This is a genomic window from Bradyrhizobium sp. AUGA SZCCT0431 (assembly GCF_018131065.1).
Classification (GTDB): Bacteria; Pseudomonadota; Alphaproteobacteria; order Rhizobiales; family Xanthobacteraceae; genus Bradyrhizobium.
Window position 1 is genome coordinate 1 of the sequence record NZ_JAFCLR010000094.1, and the last position, 2,147, is coordinate 2,147.

1 protein-coding gene is annotated in these 2,147 nt (G+C 69.0%); it reads right to left on the reverse strand.

Features of this window, described 5'->3' with window-relative positions:
• Nucleotides 1–2,147: VCBS domain-containing protein (locus JQ567_RS37880; protein ID WP_212443529.1), on the reverse strand; the 2,147-nt coding region annotated here is incomplete at both ends.

Genomic DNA, 2,147 nt, shown 5'->3' on the forward strand with positions numbered 1-2,147 from the left:
GAGGCGTCGAAGCTGTAGCTGCCGTCCGCATTGAAGCTGAGGCCGGCCGGCGCCGGATCGACCAGCGCGTAGGTCAGCGTTGCGGTCTCGCCGGCATCGGCGTCGGTCGCCGAGACATTGCCGGAGACGCCGGCGTCCTCGGTGACCGCGGCAACCGCCGCGGTGGCGACCGGGGTGTCGTTGGTGCCGGTGACGGTGATCACCAGGTTGGCCGGTGCCGAGGTGGCGGCGTTCTCGTCGGTCGCGGTGAAGGCTATGGTGAGCACCAGCTCCTCGCCGGCGTTGAGCGCGTCATAGCTCGAGGCGTCGAAGCTGTAGCTGCCGTCCGCATTGAAGCTGAGGCCGGCCGGCGCCGGATCGACCAGCGCGTAGGTCAGGGCCGCGGTCTCGCCGGCATCGGCGTCGGTCGCCGAGACGTTGCCGGAGATGCCGGCATCCTCGGTGACCGCGGCAACCGCCGCGGTGGCGACCGGGGTGTCGTTGGTGCCGGTGACGGTGATCACCAGGTTGGCCGGTGCCGAAGTGGCGGCGTTCTCGTCGGTCGCGGTGAAGGCTATGGTGAGCACCAGCTCCTCGCCGGCGTTGAGCGCGTCATAGCTCGAGGCGTCGAAGCTGTAGCTGCCGTCCGCATTGAAGCTGAGGCCGGCCGGCGCCGGATCGACCAGCGCGTAGGTCAGGGCCGCGGTCTCGCCGGCATCGGCGTCGGTCGCCGAGACGTTGCCGGAGATGCCGGCGTCCTCGGCGACCGCGGCAACGGCCGCAGTGGCAACCGGGGTGTCGTTGGTGCCGGTGATGGTGATCACCAGATTGGCGGATGCCGAGGTCGCGGCGTTCTCATCGGTCGCGGTGAAGGCTATGGTGAGCACCAGCTCCTCGCCGGCGTTCAGCGCATCATAGCTCGACGCGTCGAAGCTGTAGCTGCCGTCCGCATTGAAGATGAGTCCGGCCGGCGCCGGATCGACCAGCGCATAGGTCAGCGTCGCGGTCTCGCCGGCATCCGCATCGGTGGCCGAGACGTTGCCGGAGATGCCGGCATCCTCAGTGACCGCGGCAACCGCCGCAGTGGCAACCGGGATGTCGTTGGTGCCGGTGACGGTGATCACCAGGTTGGCGGATGCCGAGGTGGCGGCGTTCTCATCGGTCGCGGTGAAGGCTATGGTGAGCACCAGCTCCTCACCGGCGTTCAGCGCATCGTAGCTCGACGCGTCAAAGCTGTAGCTGCCGTCCGCATTGAAGCTCAGGCCGGCCGGCGCCGGATCGACCAGCGCGTAGGTCAGCGTCGCGGTCTCGCCGGCATCCGCGTCGGTGGCCGAGACGTTGCCGGAGATGCCGGCGTCCTCGGCGACCGCGGCAACGGCCGCAGCGGCAACCGGGGTGTCGTTGGTGCCGGTGACGGTGATCACCAGGTTGGCCGGTGCCGAGGTGGCGGCGTTCTCATCGGTCGCGGTGAAGGCTATGGTGAGCACCAGCTCCTCGCCGGCGTTCAGCGCATCATAGCTCGACGCGTCGAAGCTGTAGCTGCCGTCCGCATTGAAGCTCAGGCCGGCCGGCGCCGGATCGACCAGCGCATAGGTCAGCGTCGCGGTCTCGCCCGTGTCGGCGTCGGTGGCCGAGACATTGCCGGAGATGCCGGCATCCTCAGTGACCGCGGCAACCGCCGCAGCGGCAACCGGGGTGTCGTTGGTGCCGGTGATGGTGATCACCAGGTTGGCCGGTGCCGAGGTGGCGGCGTTCTCATCGGTCGCGGTGAAGGCGACGGTGAGGACCAGTTCCTCGCCGGCGTTCAGCGCATCATAGCTCGACGCGTCGAAGCTGTAGCTGCCGTCCGCATTGAAGCTCAGGCCGGCCGGCGCCGGATCGACCAGCGCATAGGTCAGGGCCGCGGTCTCGCCCGTGTCGGCGTCGGTCGCCGAGACGTTGCCGGAGATGCCGGCGTCCTCGGCGACCGCGGCAACGGCCGCAGTGGCAACCGGGGTGTCGTTGGTGCCGGTGATGGTGATCACCAGATTGGCGGATGCCGAGGTCGCGGCGTTCTCATCGGTCGCGGTGAAGGCGATGGTGAGCACCAGCTCCTCGCCGGCGTTGAGCGCGTCATAGCTCGAGGCGTCGAAGCTGTAGCTGCCGTCCGCATTGAAGCTGAGTCCGGC